This is a genomic window from Pseudomonas sp. TE9122 (assembly GCF_056278925.1).
Window position 1 is genome coordinate 3005573 of record NZ_JBWBQI010000001.1, and the last position, 18349, is coordinate 3023921.

Here is an 18349-nt window from a genome sequence, read left to right on the forward strand (position 1 = left end):
CTGAAGGTTCCGGCCTCTTCGCGAGCAGGCTCGCTCCCAAATTTGAAATGTGTTGCACCTGTGGGAGCGAGCCTGCTCGCGAAGGCGCCAACAGCAGCACCACAAACCTCAACCATCACCACCATCGATATCCACCATCGCCACGATTGCCTTCCGCCCTCCCATGATGAAAGGCACGATTGACTCATCCGAAACACAACGAGGCGTTCACATCATGATCCACACCCAAGTCACCCTCTCCGTGAGTTTCCCGGTGTTCGGCAGCAACTACTACCAACAGCACGTCGTGCCGCGCAAGGCGCAGACGCTGGTGTTCAACAAGGATTTCGACGATCTGCTGATGCCCGCCGCCAGCAATCATTTCAGCAATGAAGTGGTCGGCCTCAACGATCAGTTCCGTTTTCTGAGCGACATACTCGCCACCCATCTGCTCGATCACGAGGCTCCGGTGCCTGCGCGATCCCGCGTCCAGGCGAACGCTCGTTTTTTCAACTGAAGGCTGATGCACAGAGGGCGTTCCTTTAACGGTAACGCCCTCTGCTTTCAATCAGTCATCATCGCGATCACGGTGATAACGACGGCCATCGCGGCGGTCGTCATCGCGGTCGTCCCAGCGCCGGTCATGGTCGTAATAGCGGCCATGGTCGCGGTCGTAGTGCCGGCCATGCCGGTGGTCATCATCAAAATCCGCAATACAGCCGCTCAGCAATACGGCGGCGGTCACAGTGAGCAGCATCGTTGTCGCTTGCTTCATTCAACACTTCCCTAAAACCCAAGGTCTTGACGACGGAAATCGCCACGCTGCCCGCGTCTTCGGGACGCAGTGCGCGCAGCCGCAGATACGACCGGGCAAAAGCACGTTGATTCAGTGGCCACTATCGACCGTTGGTCGGCCCGTTCGCCATGCCCGAACGGCGGCGGAATGCCACCTATACTGCTTGCAACCAACCCCCATGCAATGGATCTGCGCCCTCAATAACAATAAGCAGAGGTGGACCATGGTCTGGCAGCAAATCTACGACCCGTTCGGCAACCCGGTGCTCTCCACGCTGATGGCCGCGGTGCCGGTGGTGGTGATGCTCGCGGCGCTGGCGTTCTTTCACGTCAAGGCACATCTGGCAGCCTTGCTGGCGCTCGCGTCCGCCCTGCTGATCTCGATCTTCGCCTTCGACATGCCAGCGGGCATGGCCGGCTCGGCCGCGCTGTTCGGCGCGGCGAATGGCTTGCTGCCGATCGGCTGGATCGTCCTCAACATCATCTTTCTGCATCGCCTGACCACCGAAAACGGTTCGTTCAAAGTGTTGCAGGATTCCCTCGCGCGCATCACCGATGATCGACGTCTGCAATTGCTGCTGATCGCCTTCTGTTTCGGTGCGTTCTTCGAAGGCGCGGCAGGCTTTGGCACGCCGGTGGCGGTGACCGGTGCGATTCTGATCGGCCTGGGTTTTTCGCCATTGGCCGCATCGGGCCTGGCGCTGATCGCCAACACTGCGCCAGTGGCTTTCGGTGCGCTGGGCACGCCGATCATCACCCTGGCCAAAGTCACCGGGCTGGACGAGATGGAGCTGTCGATGATGGTCGGGCGGCAGTTGCCGTTCTTCTCGGTGCTGGTGCCGTTCTGGTTGATCTGGGCCTTTGCCGGGTGGCGCAAGATGCTCGAGGTGTGGCCGGCGATTCTGGTGGCCGGGGTGAGTTTCGCCATCCCGCAATTTCTCGTGTCCAACTACCACGGGCCGATGCTGGTGGACGTCATCGCTGCGCTGATTTCCATGGCCTGTCTGACGCTGTTCCTCAAGGTGTGGAAACCAGCGACCATCCACACCTCGGCAGCGCTGTCCGGGCGCGTCGACAACTCCAAGGTCGACGAAGAAACAGTCACCGCCAGCGCCGCGTTCAGCGATCAGGCGCGCCCGGCGGTGATGCGCGCGTGGATGCCGTGGATCATTCTCACGGTGTTCGTGTTTGCCTGGGGCACCCAGGGCTTCAAGAACATGTTCGATACGCGCCCGGTGATCGACCCGGTCACGCAGTCGGTCAAGCTCGACCCGCAAGGCAAACCGGTACGCGAGGCCAATCCGATCTTCGCCCCGGCGGTGACCTTCACCGGTCTGCATCTGCAAATAGAAAAAGTACCGCCGGTTGTCGCAGCGCCGAAAGCCGAGGAAGCGATTTACAAGTTCACCTGGCTGACCGCGACCGGCAGCGGGATCTTGCTGGCGGCGATCGTTGGCGGCTTGCTGATGGGTTATTCGATCCCGCAATTGATCAAGCAGTACCTGCGCACATTGTGGGTGGTGCGGTTTTCGCTGATCACGATTGCGGCGATGCTCGCGCTGGGCTTCCTCACCCGCTATTCGGGACTGGATGCGACCATGGGCCTGGCGTTTGCGGCGACGGGGATTTTCTACCCGATGTTCGGCACGCTGCTCGGCTGGCTGGGGGTGGCGCTGACTGGTTCCGATACCGCGTCAAACGTGCTGTTTGGCGGATTGCAACGGGTAACGTCGGAACAGCTGGGTATCAGCCCGGTGCTGATGGCGGCAGCGAACAGTTCCGGTGGGGTGATGGGCAAAATGGTCGACGCGCAGTCGATCGTCGTCGCCTCCACCGCGACCCGTTGGTACGGGCATGAGGGCGAGATCCTGCGTTACGTGTTCTTCCACTCGATCGTGCTGGCGATTCTGGTCGGCGGGCTGGTGACGTTGCAGGCGTATGTCGCACCGTTTACCTCGATGGTGGTGGGTGGGCCATAACTGCAAAACACAACTCCACTGTGGGAGCGAGCCTGCTCGCGAAGAGGTCGGCACATCCAGCAGCGGCTGGGTCTGACCCGACGCTTTCGCGAGCAGGCTCGCTCCCACAGGCCAATTGATGAGTTCAGCACATAACTCTTTAGCGCAAATCCGACAAAACCTTTTCCCTCCCGCTGCGGTCACTCCTTTTACGAGACTGGCATGCATGCCGGCGCGCCCGTTTGGGCCTTTTGCAATCCTGCCGCCCGATGAGAGACAAGGAATCGAACCATGCCGATTTCCCGACGCAACTTCATGATCCTCGGCGCCGTAACCGCGACGGCGTTCGCTATGCCCCCCTTTATCAGCCTCAAGGCCTACGCGGCCAGTCTGGAGCAACCGGCCATGAGTCAAGTTACCCTGCAAGTCAACGGCAAACCGCAAACCCTCGAAGTCGACACCCGCACCACGCTGCTCGACGCCCTGCGCGAACACCTGCACCTGACCGGCACCAAGAAAGGCTGCGACCACGGCCAGTGCGGCGCCTGCACGGTGATCGCCGACGGTCGGCGGATCAACTCCTGCCTGACCCTGGCGGTGATGCACGACGGCAGTGAGGTGACCACCATCGAAGGCCTCGGCATGCCGGACAAGCTGCACCCGATGCAGGCCGCGTTCATCAAGCACGACGGTTATCAGTGCGGCTATTGCACGCCGGGGCAGATCTGCTCGGCGGTAGCGGTGCTCAAAGAGATCCGCGATGGCATTCCCAGCCACGTCAGCCCGAGCCTGACCGAGCCGCCGAAACTGATCGCCGCCGAACTGCAGGAGCGCATGAGCGGCAATATCTGCCGTTGCGGCGCTTACTCGAACATCATCGAAGCCATCACTGAAGTCGCGGAGGTGCCGGCATGAGAGCCTTCAATTACAGCCGCGCCGACTCACCTGCCGCAGCCGCTTCCCAGGCTGCGCACGTCGAAGGCGCCAAGTTCATCGCCGGCGGCACCAACCTGCTCGACCTGATGAAACTCGACATCGAAACCCCGGTCCACCTGATCGACATCAACCACCTCGGCCTGGACCAGATCGAGGCCACCCCCGAGGGCGGGCTGCGCATCGGCGCGCTGGTGCGCAACACCGATCTGGCCGCCGACGCGCGCGTGCGCAAGGACTACGCCCTGCTCTCCCGCGCCTTGCTCGCCGGGGCTTCCGGGCAGTTGCGCAACATGGCGACCACCGCCGGCAACCTGCTGCAACGCACCCGCTGCCCGTACTTCTACGACACCCACCAGGCGTGCAACAAACGCAATCCAGGCAGCGGTTGCGCGGCGATCGGCGGGGTCACCCGGCAGTTGGGGATCATCGGCGTCAGCGACGCTTGCATCGCCACCCACCCGAGCGACATGGCCATCGCCATGCGCGCACTCGATGCGCAGATCGAAACGGTCAAGCCTGACGGCAGCACGCGCAGCATTGCCATGGCCGATTTCCATCAATTGCCGGGCAACACGCCGCACATCGAAACCAGCCTTACGCCCGGCGAATTCATTACCGCCGTGAGCCTGCCGGCGCCAGTTGGCGGCACGCACATTTATCACAAGGTGCGGGATCGCTCGTCTTATGCGTTTGCCCTGGTCTCGGTCGGTTTGATCCTGCAAAAGGACGGTACCGGCCGCGTGGCCGTCGGCGGTATCGCGCCGAAACCGTGGCGGGTCGAAGCCGCTGAAGCGCTGTTGCCCAAGGGCGCCAAAGCGGTCAGCGAACGCCTGCTTGAAGGCGCGACGCCCACCGATGACAACCAATTCAAACTGACACTGGTCGAGCGCACGCTGGCCTCGGTGTTGGCGCAAGCGAGGGAAACCGCATGAAATTCGACACGCCCGCCACCACCAATCCCATCGACCGCCTGAAGGTCGTCGGCCAGCCCACCAAGCGCATCGAAGGCCCGTTGAAAACCAGCGGCCAGGCCACTTACGCCTACGAACAACATGAAGCGGCGGCCAATCAGGCCTACGGCTTCATGGTCGATTCGGCGATCGCCAAAGGGCGGATCAAAGCCATTCATCTGGGCGAGGCCAAAGCGGCGCCCGGCGTGCTCGCGATCGTTACTGCCGAGAATGCCGGCAAGCTCGACAAGGGTGATTACAACGCTGCGCATCTGCTCGCTGGTCCCGAAGTGCAGCATTACCAGCAAGCCGTTGCATTGGTGGTTGCCGAGACCTTCGAACAGGCGCGCGCCGCCGCGCAATTGGTCAAGGTCGATTACGAAACCACCGAGGGCAAGTTCGATCTGGCCAGCGTCAAAGACCTCGGCGTCGAGCCGAAAGACGAGCTGCCCGACGTCAATCACGGCGACTTCGACAAGGCCTTCACCGCCGCACCGGTGCAGTTCGATCAGACCTACACCACGCCAGACCAGTCCCACGCGATGATGGAACCGCACGCCACACTGGCCGCGTGGAAAGGCGATCAACTGACCGTGTGGACATCGAACCAGATGGTCGCCTGGAGTGTCGGTGACATTGCGAAAACCCTCGGCCTGCCGAAGGAAAAAGTCCGCTTGATCTCGCCGTACATCGGCGGTGGTTTCGGCGGCAAACTGTTTATTCGCGCCGACGTGATCCTCGCCGCTCTCGGCGCGCGCATGGCGGGGCGGCCGGTGAAAGTCGCCCTCGCCCGCCCGCAAATGGCCAACAACACCACCCATCGCCCGGCAACGATTCAGCGCATCCGCATGGCCGCCACGGCGGACGGCAAGCTGACCGCCATCGCCCATGAAGGCTGGTCAGGCAACCTTGCTGACGGCAAGGTTGAACTGGCCGCGCAACCGAGCCAGTTGCTCTACGCCGCAGAAAACCGCCGCGTCAGCATGCGCCTCGCCCCGCTCGACCTGCCCGAAGGCAACGCCATGCGCGCGCCGGGTGAAGCGCCGGGGCTGATGGTGCTGGAAATTGCCATGGACGAAATGGCCGAACAGCTGAAGATGGACCCGGTGCTGTTCCGCATCGCTAACGACACTCAAGTCGACCCGGTGAAAACCGAGCGGCCGTTCTCCCAGCGTCAACTGGTCAAATGCCTGCAGATCGGCGCGGAGAAATTCGGCTGGGATCAGCGCAAGGCGCAACCGGGCAGCCGTCGTGAAGGCCGTTGGCTGATCGGCATGGGCGTGGCGGCGGCGTTTCGCAACAACCTGCTGGTCAAGTCCGGAGCCCGTGTGCGCCTGGAGCGTGGCGGCAAAGTCGTTGTCGAAACCGACATGACCGATATCGGCACCGGCAGCTACACGATCATCGCGCAGACAGCCGCCGAGATGATGGGCGTTGGTCTCGATGATGTAGTCGTGCGTCTGGGTGATTCGGACTTCCCGGTTTCGGCCGGTTCTGGCGGTCAGTTCGGTGGGAACTGCTCGACCTCCGGCGTCTATGCCGCCTGTGTGAAACTGCGTGAAGCGGTGGCGCAGAAGCTGGGACTGGCGGCGGATCAGGCTGAATTTGTCGACGGCCACGTGCGCGTTGGCGACAAGAGCCTGCCGCTGCGCAACGCGGCTGAAGGCGGCGCACTGGTCGGCGAGGACAGCATCGAATTCGGTGATCTGGCCGAGAAATATCAGCAATCGACCTTCGGCGCGCACTTCGTCGAAGTCGCCGTCGATGCTGCCACTGGCGAAGTTCGCGTACGGCGCATGTTGGCGGTGTGCGCTGCGGGGCGGATCCTCAACCCGACGTCGGCGCGCAGTCAGGTCATCGGCGCGATGACCATGGGCGTCGGCGCCGCCTTGATGGAAGAGCTGGCGGTGGACAAGCGTCTGGGCTTTTTCGTCAACCATGACCTCGCCGGGTATGAGGTGCCGGTGCACGCCGACATACCGCATCAGGAGGTGATTTTCCTCGAAGAAACCGACCCGATTTCATCGCCGATGAAAGCCAAGGGCGTGGGTGAATTGGGGATTTGCGGCGTGAGTGCGGCGGTGGCGAATGCAATCTACAACGCCACCGGCGCGAGGGTGCGGGAGTATCCGATTACGCTGGACAAGATTCTTGATTCGTTGCCGGAGATGATCTGAAGCGAAAAGCCCCTCACCCTAGCCCTCTCCCAAAGGGAGAGGGGACCGATCCGGGTATATTCAGGATGTGCAGCGACGTGAAAGTCTTTCTGTGTATCCATAATCGCAACGGCAAGTTCAGGTCGATGCACATCGCAAGACACCTCGGTCGGCTCTCACTCCCCCGGGAGGCGCCTGGGGTGAGTCGCATGCTGTTAGCGCACCTGCATGGGGTGCTAGGGGTCGAGTGGATTCACCACCACGTTTGCAGAATGCCGAACGTCTCGAGCATCCCCCAATCGGCTCCCTCTCCCTCGGGAGAGGGCTGGGGTGAGGGGAACGGTTTCACTCGGTCTTCGGATATTGCTCATCACCGACCTGCTCCATCCAGTCCACCACCTTGCCATCCAGCACTTCGGCAATCGCGATATGACTCATCGCCGTCGTCGGTGCTGCGCCGTGCCAATGCTTGGCGCCCGGAGCAATCCACACGGTATCGCCCGGCCGGATTTCCCGCACTGGCTGCCCCCACTCCTGCACGAACCCTGCCCCCGAGGTGACGATCAATGTCTGCCCCAGCGGATGGGTATGCCACGCCGTTCGCGCGCCCGGCTCAAACGTTACGGTCGCGCCACTGACCCGCGCCTCGTCGGTACCTTTGAACGGCGCATCCACCCGCACCGTGCCGGTAAACCAGTCAGCCGGGCCTTTGGCCGACGGTTGCGAGCCATTCGGTGTGACCGTGACACGCGGATTTTCAGTGGCATACACCTCGCCAGCCAGCAGCGAGAGCGTCAGCGCAGAAGCAGCAATCGGGTTCATGGCTTTTCCTCCAATAAATGATGCAACCACTGTAGCGATCCGCACTCTTTGGATAATCGACTAGAATCCGAAAAAACTTATGCAGGACGATCATCAATGCTCCGGGAAAACGCCACCGACCTGCTCGCCTTTCTCGCCGTCGCCCGTGAACGCAGTTTCACCAAGGCCGCAGCCAAACTCGGCGTGTCGCAATCGGCGCTCAGCCACACCATTCGCAGTCTCGAGGCGCGACTCGGCCTGCGCCTGCTGACCCGCACCACGCGCAGCGTTTCGCCGACCGAGGCCGGCGAACACTTGCTGCAAACCATCGGCCCGCGCTTCGACGAAATCGAAGTGGAACTGGCCGCCCTGAGCAACCTGCGCGAAACCCCGGCGGGAAAGATCCGCATCAGCGCCACCGACCATTCGCTGAACTGGATCCTGCGTCCGGTGTTGCAGGATTTCCTGCCGCAGTACCCGGATGTGTCCGTCGAGGTTTGCTGTGACTATGGCTTCGTCGACATCGCCGGCCAAGGCTTCGATGCCGGTGTGCGCCTGGGCGAAGACGTCGCCCAAGGCATGATCGCCACCCGTATCGGTCCGGACATGCGCATGGCGGTGGTCGGCTCACCCGCCTACTTCGCCCGGCGCCCTGCGCCGCAAACCCCGCGCGACCTGACCGACCACGCCTGTAACAACCTGCGCCTGCCAACCAATGGCGGACTGTATTCGTGGGAGTTCGAAAAGGATGGTGAAAGCCTCAAAGTGCGCGTCTCCGGCCAGGTCACCCTGAATGGCGTGTACCCATTGCTCGACGCCGCGCTGGACGGTTTCGGTTTGAGCTACATCCCGGAAAACGTCGTTGCGCCGTTTCTGGCGGACGGTCGCCTGGTCCAGGTGCTGGGAGACTGGTGCCCGGCATTTTCCGGTTATCACCTGTACTACCCGAGCCGACGCCAGGCAGCGCCGGCGTTTGCGTTGTTGCTGGAGGCGTTGCGCTATCGCAGTTGAGTCACTTTTTATAGCAGCCGGCAGCCCCCCACGCTGCCTTGGCTATCTGGTTCGCCTCCAATAAAGAATTTGCCCGCACGATTGCGATTTGGCCTCGCTGGCTGCCCATGCACACGTACTCTGCGGTTTCGCCGATTACCTCAAGGGACGTCAATATCAGGCAGACGCCTGCCAAACCAAGAAATCTCTGGTGTTTCAAATTCATGACTGATCTGCCGTTTGGCTGGAACTGCATGATTGGCATCGGGCACAGCTCAGCCAACTGTCAGGTTTGACAGTTTTTCAGAACAATTTGCAATTAACCGGGAGGGCTTTGCGAAGCTTAAGGACTGATCAGCCCAGCAACGCAATCAACTGATGCCGTTGCGCATCGGTCAACATCGGCCCAAAACCGGCTCCGGCGTTGTCAGCCATGTAGCGCGGATTGCTGGTCCCCGGAATCACACAGGTCACCGCCGGGTGCGCCAGGAGAAATTTCAGTGCCAGTTGCGGCCAGCTGTTGACCTGTACATCCGAGACCCAGGCCGGCAGCGGCTTGCCCTTGAGCCGGGCGAGCAGATCGCCGCCGCCAAACGGCCGATTACAAATCACCGCCACCCCACGCTCACGGCACAGCGGCAGGATGCGTTTCTCGACCGCGCGATCATCCAGGGCGTAGTTGATCTGCAGAAAATCCAGCTTTTCGGCTTTCAGCACGGCCTCGACCTCGTCATAGGCCGACGAGGTGTAATGGGTGATGCCGATGTAGCGAATCCGCCCCTGCTCCTGCCATTCGCGCAGGGTCGGCAAGTGGGTTTGCCAGTCGAGCAGATTGTGAATCTGCATCAGGTCGATGCGTTCGGTTTGCAGCAGACTGAAGGACTGCTCCATCTGCGCGATACCCTCCTTGCGCCCGCGCGTCCACACCTTGGTGGCGAGAAAAGCCGGCGAACGTGGTTCGTGGATCGACAGCAGTTCACCGGTGGTCTGCTCGGCGCGGCCGTACATGGGCGAGCTGTCGATCAGCGTGCCGCCCTTTCTGAACAGCGCTTCGAGGACGGCGGGCAACTGCCGGTAAACCGGATCGCCCGGGGCGACGTCGAAACCGCGATACGTGCCCAACCCGACCATGGGCAGTGCCTCGGAGCTGGAAGGGATGGCGCGGGTCTGCATGGTCTGGTCTCCTGCCGTGGGCGGCGCAGTGGCGGTCGGCGCTACGCTGCCGGCCAACGCCCGATCAATGGTGAGCAGCGCCGCAGCTTGGGCAGCCAGCGTGAGCAAGCGGCGACGTGAGTAACCCTCAGTGTGGCGCATGCGTGTCCTCCTGCTGCGCGGATCTGTTGCATGGTGTGTGCGCAGGCTGTCAGGCGCAGGCGCTGAACTACACTGCCACAGCCAACCTCTCTTCCCGTTAAAAGTAGCCGAATGTCCCGAACCCTGATGTCACTCGTCGTTTTCATCGTTGCCGTTTACCTGGTGCTGTGCGCCGCGCTGTTCGTGTTTCAGCGCTCGCTGATCTGGTTTCCCCAGCCTGCCGCCGTGGTTGCAGCGGATTCGCGATTGAAACTGTCGATGCCGGATGCCGAGGTCTGGGTGACTGACCGAGAGCGCAGCGGAACGCGGGCTCTGATCTATTTCGGCGGCAATGCCGAGGACGTCTCGCGAAATCTGCCGGAATTCGCCGAGGCGTTTCCCGACTACGCGCTGTATTTCCTGCACTATCGGGGCTTTGGTGGCAGCACCGGCTCGCCATCGGAAGCCGCGATTGCCGAAGATGCGCTGGCGCTGTTCGATCAGGTCTATGCCAGCCACCCGCAGATTGCAGTCATCGGACGCAGCCTCGGTTCGGGGGTGGCGGTGCGCCTGGCCAGTCAGCGGCCGGTGCAGAATCTGATCCTGGTGACGCCGTTCAACAGCCTTGAGGAAATCGCCGAACGGCAATACCCGTGGGTGCCGGTGAAGTGGTTGCTCAAGGATCGTTTCGAATCAGGCAAATACGCGGCGCATATTCGCGCACCGACGTTGCTCTTGGCGGCCAGTGATGACGAAGTGATTGGGCGCAGCAGTACGCAGCGGCTGTTCGAGCGTTTTCCTGCGGGCGTGGCGACGCTGAAGGTGGTGCCGGACTCGGGGCATAACTCGATTTCCGAGCGCGAGCAATATTTGCAGTGGATTGTGGATGTGTTGAATCGCTGAAGGATGTAGCGATCAGACGGACGCCATCGCGAGCAGGCTCACTCCTACAGGGGGAACGCATTTTAAATGTAGGAGTGAGCCTGCTCGCGATGACGCCGGTACAGACAACACCATTTGCAGCTACTGTCCAAAGCTAAGGCTGACTGCCGCTCCGGGCATTTTCATCGCCAGAGGTGGCCGAGCGCGGCGTGACGTGCTGATGCCCGGTCGGGTCGTTGAGCTGCACGGCGTTGCCCTTCTGCCACGCGTCAGCCCCCGTTGCGACAGGTGCCGGTTTGATCCCGGCGCGAGCGTTCTTCTTCTCGGCACTGTCGATGCCCAGGCGCTGATCGCGCTGGCGGACCATTTGTGCATCGGCCTGACCGTCAGCGGTAAAGCCCATCATCAACTGCGGCACGCCCAGCGGCAGTTGCTTGTCCTGATCGGTGTGCCAGGTGTGCCAAGTCTTGCCATAAGTATTGGCGAGTTTTTCCATCAGTCGCTTTTCCGCCACTTGCGGGATGCCCGGCGCGACCAACTGGCCAGAAGTCACCTCGTGAGCGTGGCTGTGCCACAAGGCTTTTTCTTTTGTCGGCAATTGCGTAAACAGGCGCTGACTGATGATGTATTCCACGCCCATCAACTTAGCTTCAGCGGTGTTGCCGTCGTAGATCACGCACTGGAACACTTCTTCGTTGAGCGCCGAGCAGTAATGGTGCGCTTCCATCTGCGCGCCGGGATGACCGTTGTAAAAATGAAAGCCATCAAGGTACATGTTCAACGCGCGGATCGGCGGTTTGTCCTGCAACCACTGCGCGCCGACTTCGAGCATTTCAGTATCGGAAGCCTTGGCCTGACCCGGTGTCTGCACCGGTGAATCGGTGTTGCTCATCGCGCAGCCAGTCAGCGCGGCGACCATCAAACCAATGGGAACCCAACGTCCCTGCGAGGTTATCGTACGCATGTTTCACTCCTCGAACTTCTGTAACGGGCGCATGCTGGCCCTGTTCTGCAACTGAAAGCAGGAGAACGGCGGAGTTCGAAAAAATGCGCGCGGATCAGACTGGGGAGATCGTCGCCAGCACGCCGATCAGAATGGTCAAGGTCAGAAAACCGCCGAGAAAAATTGCCATCTTGTACATGTCGCGCTCCTTGATGCGGGGTGTGCGGTGCACCGGACGCTTCGGAATGAGGTCGGAGGGTGATTGGCCGCACTGCCGGGGCATTCTGAGCCTGTGGCTGTACTGAATACAGAGGCAGATGAAACAGAAAAATACGGATCAGATGCGCATCTGATCCGCTTCGGGCATGAACAGATATTCAGCCTGAGACTTGGGGATTCACTTTCGGCGCGGTTGATCTACAGTCATTGCCGACCGACAACAATAAAAACCGGAGTGACCATGCCCGACCTCGCCTTGCAGCCCAACGTCGCCGCGTCCCTTGAGCGCTGGCACGAGATGATCCGCAGCGGCAATCTCAAAGCCCTGCCTGAACTGCTCGATCCGCAAGCTGTGTTCCGCTCGCCCATGGCCCACACGCCCTACCCCGGCGCGCCGGTGGTGGCGATGATCCTCAACACCGTGTTTGAAGTCTTCGAAGATTTCGCCTATCACCGCGAGTTGGCGACGGCGGATGGCCTGAACGTGATTCTCGAATTCAGCGCCAGGGTCGGCAGCAAGGAACTCAAAGGCATCGACATGATTCGCTTCGATGAACACGGCAAAATTGTCGAGTTTGAAGTGATGGTGCGGCCGCTGAGCGGGTTGCAGGCACTGGGCGAAGAAATGGGTCGGCGCCTGGGGGCCTACCTGGCGAACGCGAAAGCCTGACCCTACCGAATGCACTCGTCAGCGCCTACAGGTCCGGCGTATAAAAAAACCCACTGACCGTCGCCGGTTCAGTGGGTTTTGTGTGTCAGGGTTCTGGTTACAGAGCCATGTCACGTGCAGCGTTTTCCTTCGGCGCTACGGCTTTGTCAGCCGCAGGTGCCGCCGGAGCAGCTACCTGACCGATCGCTGGAGGCGTCGGCAGTTCGAGGATTTTCGCGGTGTAAGCCCACTCTGCAGCCACTTTGGCCGGATCGCTGTTCAGCTGGGTGCCGTAGCTCGGCACGATCTGGTGCAGCTTGGTCTGCCACTCAGGGGTTGCGACTTTGTCTTTGAAGACTTTCTGCAGCACGCTCAGCATGATCGGTGCAGCAGTCGACGCGCCTGGCGATGCGCCCAGCAGGCCGGCGATCGAGCCGTCTTGCGAAGCAACGATCTCGGTGCCCAGCTTCAGCACGCCGCCAGCGGCTTCATCACGCTTGATGATTTGCACGCGCTGGCCGGCTTGCCACAGGCGCCAGTCTTCGGCTTTGGCGTTCGGGAAGTATTCCTTCAGCGCGTTCAGACGGTCTTCATCCGACAGCATCAACTGCCCGGCAAGGTACTCGACCAGCGGGTATTCCTTGATGCCGACCTTGGTCATTGGCCAGATGTTGTGGGTGGTGGTGCTGGTCAGCAGGTCGAAGTACGAACCTTCCTTGAGGAACTTGGTGCTGAAGGTCGCGAACGGGCCAAACAGAATGACGCGCTTGCCGTCCAGAACACGGGTGTCCAGGTGCGGAACGGACATCGGTGGCGCGCCAACCGAAGCTTTACCGTAGGCCTTGGCCAGGTGCTGCTCGGCAATCGTCGGGTTCTCGGTCACCAGGAACGAGCCGCCAACCGGGAAGCCTGCGTATTCCTTGGCTTCAGGAATGCCCGACTTCTGCAGCAGGTGCAGAGCACCGCCGCCAGCGCCGATGAACACGAACTTGGCGTCGGTTTCGGTCTTGGTACCGTCTTTGAGGTTTTTGTAGCTCACACGCCAGGTGCCATCGGCGTTCTTGGTGATGTCTTCAACTTCGCTCGACAGTTTCAGATCGAAGTTGGGTTTGGTTTGCAGGTGAGCGGCGAACTGGCGGGTGATTTCGCCGAAGTTCATGTCCGTACCCAGCGGGCTCCAGGTGGCCGCGATTTTCTGGTTCGGGTCACGCCCTTCCATCATCAGCGGTACCCACTTCTTGATCACAGCCGGGTCTTCGGAGTACTGCATGCCGGCGAACAGCGGGCTCGCCTGCAGCGCTTCGTAGCGCTTTTTCAGGAACTTGATGTTGTCATCGCCCCACACGAAGCTCATGTGCGGAGTGGTGTTGATGAACGAACGAGGGTTCTTCAGCACGCCCTGCTGAACCTGCCACGCCCAGAACTGACGGGAAACCTGAAACGCTTCGTTGATCTCGACAGCTTTCGGGATCGTTACGTTGCCCTTGTCGTCTTCCGGGGTGTAGTTCAGCTCGGCGAGGGCGGAGTGACCGGTACCGGCGTTGTTCCAGCCGTTGGAGCTTTCCAGGGCGACGCCATCGAGGCGCTCGACCATTTCCATCGACCAGGTCGGTTCCAGCTCATTGATCCACACACCCAGGGTGGTGCTCATGATGCCGCCGCCGATCAGCAGGACATCAACTTTCTTGGCTTCGGCAGCATTGGCAGACGACATCCCCATCGCCAAAGCCAGACCGAGCAAGGCTGTGTTCACTTTCTTAAACATCTGTTGCACCTATGATAAAACGCCTTCCGCCCGTCGTTGTTATCAGTCTGCGTTGCGCTTTGTTGACGCTCAGGCTGGCGTCGCGCAATCCGGCACACTTCAATATTGACGGGTGGGCACACAAGGCCGACATGTGGCATCGACCTCAGTTAATGTCCCTTCTGAACTGACTTCTTATCGTTATTGGCTTCAGCTGCTTGAGCGACAGGGATCCCGTCGGCCCGCCCGAAAGGCCAGCCAACCGAATTAAGTCAAAGCAAATTTGGCGCGGAGAATATCACGTCAGGGCGAACCCGCGCGTCTGTTCCCGACTTGAAAGTCTTTTTCCGCTCAGAGACTTATCGGCCATCGGCAACCAAACATGACTGCGATTAGGCATTGGCCTGCAAAGTTTTTTGCGCGATACGCATCGCAACTTGATAAATCAGCGCCAACGGCTCGTTGTTCATGCAGAAAATAACCTGCTAAGTTGTATGATGACTGACGAACAAAGCCAGTCATCCCAACCCAATAACAACAAGGAAACAACATGACCAAATCCCGCCTACTCATCGGTTTCTTCTGCGCCTTCAGCGCCTGCGCCATGGCCGCCCCTGCCCCGGCGGAAAGAGAAGTCGCCCAAGCAGTTGATCACCTGACTCAGGCGATGCTGCATAAAGACATCGCCGAGTTGAACGCTCTGACCGCGCCGAACCTGACCTACGGCCACTCCAGCGGCAAGATTCAGGACAAGCAGGAATTCATCGCCGACATCGAAACCGGCCGCAGCGCATTCAAGACCCTGGAGATGCAGAAGCAGACCATCACGATGTCCGGCGATACCGCATTGGTGCGCCACCACTTCTCCGCGCAGGCGTTGAAGGGGACTGAGGTGATTCCGACCGAGATCGAAAATTTCCAGATCTGGCAGAAACAGGGTGGGAAATGGTTGTTGGTGGGACGACAGGCGTTCAGGTTTTGATTAAGGGCACATAGGCCTGATTCAGTGTTGCCCGAGCTGGCCTAATCGCGGGCAAGCCCGCTCCCACAGTGGATGATGGTGTGCACACCGTTGCATTCACAACATCAGACCCTGTGGTAGCGGGCTTGCCAGCGATAAGGCCGTGATAGACACCAGAAATGTAATGGGTCCTACCGCTATCACAACCGAAACCGATCCACCGACCGCGCCAGCTGCCCCGCCAGATTCGACAATTCATCGGTGGTCGTCGCCGTTTGCCCGATCACCCGACTGTTGCCCTCGCTCATCCCGGCAATCATCTCCACCTGATGGGCGATCTCGTTACTGGCCTGGCTCTGTTCGCCAATCGTGCGGGTGATGTCGTTGACCAGTTGCGTGGTGTTCAGCGTGGCGTCGAGGATCTCGCGAATTGCCCGCTCAACGTCCGCTGTTACCGCCATGCCTTTGTCGACCTGCGCCACACCGGCCTCCATGCTGTTGACCGCCTCGCGCGTGCTGCTCTGGATGCGCGCGACCATTGCGGCAATTTCCTGGGTCGAGGCGCTGGTGCGTGCGGCCAGACTGCGCACTTCATCGGCGACCACGGCAAAGCCACGGCCCTGCTCACCTGCCCGCGCCGCCTCGATCGCGGCGTTGAGGGCCAGCAGGTTGGTCTGGTCGGCGATGCTCTTGATCACCTGAATGATGTTGAAGATCGCCTCGGATTCCTGATCCAGCGTGCGGATCACCTGCGCCGACTGCTGTGCCGAGCGGGCGATGTCGTCCATGTCGCTGACCACTTGATGAATCACCCCGCCGCCCTCCTTCGCTAGATTTTCCGCCTGATTGGCCATGCTCAGGGCACGTTCGGCGTGGCGGGTGATTTCTTCGATGCTCGCGGTCATCTGGCTGGCGGCGGCCGCCATGGTCCCGGCGGCAACGCTTTGCTGCTGGCTGCTGTCGGCGACCTGATGGCAGCCCTGACTGAGCTGCTCGCTCATGCCGCTGACACCGTGGGCGTTGCGCCGGACCACGTCGATCATGTTGCGCAAGTCACGTTGCATGGTCGCCAATGTGCGGATCAGCACACTGGCTTCGTCCTTGCCGGCGGGCTCGACAATCGGTTCGCTGAGATTGCCATGGGCAATGCTTTCAGCGATGCGGCTGGCGGATTTGAGCGGCCCCATGATACTCAGGATCACCCAGCGCCCCTGAATCAGCAGCAGCAACAGACTGGCGATCAGCACCACACCAAGGGCCAGATTGGCATTGCTAATGGCCGCTTCGGTGCCTTCGCTGGTTTGCCGAGTGTTGCTTTCAATCAATTCGCTGAGCGTCGCCATTTGCTCTTCGAGCTGGCTGAACGCGGCATTGAACGTGCCGAGCTGCTGCTGGGCGGCATCCGGATTGTCCAGCGCCACGCCGACGATCTGCTCGGCGGATTTGATGTAGGTGTCGAGGCTCGGCTTGATCTGCTCCAGCGCCGTGCGCAGCTGCGGGTTGATCGGCAGTTTCAGGTTGTCATCCAGCACTTCACGAAAATGCCCTGCGTGCTCGGCCAGCGAATCGCGCACTTCTGTGGCGGTGGCGGTGCTTTTGCCCAGGCCGACCAGCATCGCCGAATAGACATCGGCGCGCAGGGCGTCGTGCATCATGTCCGCTTCCATGTGATTGCGCAGCGCGCTCATGCTTACCGTGTTATCGCCGACCGCCGTGGCCATCCGCAGATTGCCGACGTAACTGACCAGGCTCACGATCAGCGCCGTCAGCAGGCTGGTCGCAATCAGCAACACCAAACGCAGTTTGATCGACACCGTGGAATCTCCCGTGGGCACGCTGGATTGCGCTTGTCGGATTTCAGTTAAGCCTATGTGCAGGGAACTGCCGACACAGAGCGTATCGGCTGATGTCAGGGGCGACTTGAATCCGGCAAAACTTTTCAAGCGTGAACCCGGTCACACCTTGCAGCGCCGATGGATAACGCCTTCATCGCTGGTTAACCCCGGCAGGCTATCAATCCATGGCTACGAACATTCATGCAGCTGAAGGAAACGCTTATGAAACGCGCACTGTGGTTTGGTCTGCTCGGCACGTTGGCAATCGGCACCGCACAGGCAGCAACGGAGAAAGTCGCAATCAATCTGGTCAGCGCCGACGGCGCGCCGCAGGCGATCGGCTCTGTCACTGTCAGCGAAACGCCGTACGGCCTGCTGTTCACACCCGAGCTGAAATCATTGCCGGCCGGCATCCACGGTTTTCATGTCCATGAAAACGGCAGCTGCGAAGCGGGCACGAAGGATGGCGTGAAAGGCGCGGCAATGGCCGCTGGCGGACACTTCGATCCGGCGAAAACCGGCAAGCATCTCGGCCCTTACGCCGACGGGCATCTGGGTGATCTGCCAGCGGTGTATGTGACGGCTGACGGGGTCGCCAACTATCCGGTGCTGGCACCGCGCCTTAAGAAGATTTCCGAGATCAAGGGCCACGCCCTGATGATTCACGCCGGCGGCGACAACCATTCCGACATGCCCAAGCCACTGGGCGGTGGCGGCGATCGCATGGCCTGTGGGGTGATCTGAACCGACTGAGCGGTGAAAACTCTGACTCACGGCTTTTCACCGCTCACGGAACTCCCGCGCGCCGTTCACCTCTGACGTTATGTAGTCCCTTCCCTTTTTGCTTAGCGCTTGTGGAGGAACACGTCATGCGCAAGTTAGTCCTGATTTCTTCTTTAATGCTTTGCCTGCCGGTCGGTTCTGCGCTGGCCCGCGTTGACGCGGGTGACGTCGCCACCTCGGCAGGTGTCTCCGCGTCGCTGTACTCGACCTTCAAGGACGACAAAATGGTGATTCCGGCCCGTGACGACGTGTCTGCGTTCGTTGCAAGCGGCGGGGCCATTCGTGGGGTTTATCTTGAGTCGGTACTGCAACAGGTGCGCCAGGCAAACCCTGGCTTGAACGCCAGTGATGAAGACCTGGCAAACGCCATTCTGGTGCACTACGAAGGCGTGCAGCAGTAGTCACGAGGGACGCAGCGGCCGATGGACGGCCGCTGAGTGCGCATAGGCAAACATGTCCGACGGCCTCTATGATG

Annotated in this window: 17 protein-coding genes and 1 pseudogene; 11 read left to right on the forward strand and 7 right to left on the reverse strand. The window is 60.7% G+C overall.

Going from position 1 to position 18349, the window contains the following annotated elements; genetic code table 11:
* Nucleotides 1–214: 214 nt before the first annotated feature.
* A complete protein-coding gene (locus tag ACZ9BE_RS13475; protein WP_122751039.1) occupies nt 215–496 on the forward strand; it encodes a hypothetical protein in 282 nt (93 codons plus the stop codon).
* A gap of 51 nt (nt 497–547) precedes the next feature.
* Here the strand turns inward: ACZ9BE_RS13475 and ACZ9BE_RS13480 are convergent, their stop codons facing one another.
* Entirely contained in the window at nt 548–754 is a 207-nt protein-coding gene (locus ACZ9BE_RS13480) for a hypothetical protein (protein WP_016775135.1), read from the reverse strand.
* Between the two features lie 244 nt (nt 755–998).
* On the opposite strand from ACZ9BE_RS13480, the gene ACZ9BE_RS13485 reads away from it, so the two are divergent.
* The 4 genes from ACZ9BE_RS13485 to paoC all read left to right on the forward strand — a co-directional run bounded on the left by ACZ9BE_RS13485 (nt 999) and on the right by paoC (nt 6795).
* Complete coding sequence (locus tag ACZ9BE_RS13485) at nt 999–2753, forward strand: L-lactate permease (protein WP_041480863.1); 1755 nt, start codon at nt 999–1001, stop codon at nt 2751–2753.
* A 270-nt stretch (nt 2754–3023) separates the two neighbouring features.
* Entirely contained in the window at nt 3024–3647 is a 624-nt protein-coding gene (gene paoA, locus ACZ9BE_RS13490; RefSeq protein ID WP_041480864.1) for an aldehyde dehydrogenase iron-sulfur subunit PaoA, read from the forward strand.
* Nucleotides 3644–4600 carry an FAD binding domain-containing protein gene (locus tag ACZ9BE_RS13495; protein WP_236168639.1) on the forward strand — a complete coding sequence of 319 codons (957 nt, stop codon included), beginning with the start codon at nt 3644–3646 and terminating at the stop codon, nt 4598–4600. The genes paoA and ACZ9BE_RS13495 overlap by 4 nt, the downstream gene beginning before the upstream one ends.
* Nucleotides 4597–6795, forward strand: a complete 2199-nt coding sequence (gene paoC, locus ACZ9BE_RS13500; RefSeq protein ID WP_476249553.1) for an aldehyde oxidoreductase molybdenum-binding subunit PaoC — start codon at nt 4597–4599, stop codon at nt 6793–6795. Before ACZ9BE_RS13495 ends, paoC begins: the two co-directional genes overlap by 4 nt.
* Nucleotides 6796–7119: 324 nt before the next feature.
* Here the strand turns inward: paoC and ACZ9BE_RS13505 are convergent, their stop codons facing one another.
* Complete coding sequence (locus ACZ9BE_RS13505; protein WP_056789169.1) at nt 7120–7596, reverse strand: (R)-mandelonitrile lyase; 477 nt, start codon at nt 7594–7596, stop codon at nt 7120–7122.
* Between the two features lie 96 nt (nt 7597–7692).
* On the opposite strand from ACZ9BE_RS13505, the gene ACZ9BE_RS13510 reads away from it, so the two are divergent.
* Complete coding sequence (locus tag ACZ9BE_RS13510; RefSeq protein ID WP_150635015.1) at nt 7693–8586, forward strand: LysR family transcriptional regulator; 894 nt, start codon at nt 7693–7695, stop codon at nt 8584–8586.
* Between the two features lie 333 nt (nt 8587–8919).
* Here ACZ9BE_RS13510 and ACZ9BE_RS13515 read toward each other — a convergent pair whose 3' ends face one another.
* Nucleotides 8920–9879 carry an aldo/keto reductase gene (locus ACZ9BE_RS13515; RefSeq protein ID WP_406226757.1) on the reverse strand — a complete coding sequence of 320 codons (960 nt, stop codon included), beginning with the start codon at nt 9877–9879 and terminating at the stop codon, nt 8920–8922.
* 111 nt (nt 9880–9990) lie between these two features.
* Here ACZ9BE_RS13515 and ACZ9BE_RS13520 point away from each other — a divergent pair, with 111 nt between their 5' ends.
* On the forward strand, nt 9991–10761 hold the full coding sequence (locus tag ACZ9BE_RS13520) for an alpha/beta hydrolase (protein ID WP_056789165.1): 771 nt from the start codon (nt 9991–9993) through the stop codon (nt 10759–10761).
* A 133-nt stretch (nt 10762–10894) separates the two neighbouring features.
* Here the strand turns inward: ACZ9BE_RS13520 and ACZ9BE_RS13525 are convergent, their stop codons facing one another.
* Nucleotides 10895–11704, reverse strand: a complete 810-nt coding sequence (locus ACZ9BE_RS13525) for an OBAP family protein (RefSeq protein ID WP_476249554.1) — start codon at nt 11702–11704, stop codon at nt 10895–10897.
* A 439-nt stretch (nt 11705–12143) separates the two neighbouring features.
* Here ACZ9BE_RS13525 and ACZ9BE_RS13530 point away from each other — a divergent pair, with 439 nt between their 5' ends.
* Nucleotides 12144–12572 (forward strand): nuclear transport factor 2 family protein, encoded by a 429-nt coding sequence (locus tag ACZ9BE_RS13530; protein ID WP_150741067.1) that lies wholly within the window; start codon nt 12144–12146, stop codon nt 12570–12572.
* Between the two features lie 97 nt (nt 12573–12669).
* Here the strand turns inward: ACZ9BE_RS13530 and mqo are convergent, their stop codons facing one another.
* On the reverse strand, nt 12670–14316 hold the full coding sequence (mqo, locus tag ACZ9BE_RS13535; protein WP_041480875.1) for a malate dehydrogenase (quinone): 1647 nt from the start codon (nt 14314–14316) through the stop codon (nt 12670–12672).
* 529 nt (nt 14317–14845) lie between these two features.
* Between mqo and ACZ9BE_RS13540 the strand changes: the two genes are divergently transcribed.
* A complete protein-coding gene (locus ACZ9BE_RS13540; protein ID WP_071172808.1) occupies nt 14846–15277 on the forward strand; it encodes a nuclear transport factor 2 family protein in 432 nt (143 codons plus the stop codon).
* Nucleotides 15278–15456: 179 nt separating this feature from the next.
* Here the strand turns inward: ACZ9BE_RS13540 and ACZ9BE_RS13545 are convergent, their stop codons facing one another.
* Both ACZ9BE_RS13545 and ACZ9BE_RS13550 read right to left on the reverse strand, forming a co-directional pair.
* Nucleotides 15457–16320: a methyl-accepting chemotaxis protein gene (locus tag ACZ9BE_RS13545; protein ID WP_406229202.1), complete on the reverse strand. Its 864-nt coding sequence runs from the start codon at nt 16318–16320 to the stop codon at nt 15457–15459.
* A pseudogene (locus ACZ9BE_RS13550) lies at nt 16315–17091 on the reverse strand (MCP four helix bundle domain-containing protein); the annotation flags it as partial. The pseudogene ACZ9BE_RS13550 and the gene ACZ9BE_RS13545, both read right to left, overlap by 6 nt.
* Nucleotides 17092–17313: 222 nt before the next feature.
* Between ACZ9BE_RS13550 and sodC the strand changes: the two are divergent.
* Complete coding sequence (gene sodC / locus ACZ9BE_RS13555) at nt 17314–17835, forward strand: superoxide dismutase [Cu-Zn] SodC (RefSeq protein WP_476249555.1); 522 nt, start codon at nt 17314–17316, stop codon at nt 17833–17835.
* A gap of 125 nt (nt 17836–17960) precedes the next feature.
* The gene (locus ACZ9BE_RS13560) at nt 17961–18275 is read left to right on the forward strand and encodes a DUF2388 domain-containing protein (protein ID WP_024013308.1); all 315 of its coding nucleotides are present in this window, start codon (nt 17961–17963) and stop codon (nt 18273–18275) included.
* Nucleotides 18276–18349: the final 74 nt, after the last annotated feature.